Below are 427 nucleotides of genomic sequence, written 5' to 3'. Positions count from 1 at the left end.
AGCCGGTTGTGGTTCATCGATCAATTGTTGGGCCCCTCACCGGTGTACAACATCCCGGTCGCGGTGCGGCTGAGTGGGCCGCTGGATGTCGAGGCGTTGAGCGCGGCGCTGGCCGATGTCGTGGCCCGCCACGAATCGCTGCGCACGATGTTCCCTGCTCCGCAGGGGATCGCGAGACAGCTGGTGATCGAGCCTGACTCGGCCGAATACGGCTGGGACGTCGTAGATGCCACAAGCTGGTCAGAAGCCGAGCTCGTTGATGCCATCGGCATGGTGCCTCGTCATCCGTTTGATCTTGCGGCTGAAATTCCGTTGCGGGCGCGGCTTTTCCGGGTTTCGGATGGTGAGTATGTGCTGGTGGCGGTTGTGCACCATATCGCTGCTGATGGTTGGTCGATTACCCCGCTGGTTCGGGATCTGGGGGTGG

General features: G+C 62.3%; 1 protein-coding gene. It reads left to right on the top strand.

All coding sequences use genetic code 11. The features are described 5' to 3' along the window. Positions 1 to 427 (top strand): condensation domain-containing protein (locus AB4Z42_RS28430; RefSeq protein ID WP_442012586.1); only part of this gene is annotated, 427 nt, incomplete at both ends.

The sequence above is a fragment of the Mycobacterium sp. 2YAF39 genome (genome assembly GCF_052114565.1).
GTDB lineage: Bacteria > Actinomycetota > Actinomycetes > Mycobacteriales > Mycobacteriaceae > Mycobacterium.
Note: the sequence above shows the minus strand (reverse complement) of the source record. Positions and strands in the feature narration are given on the sequence as shown.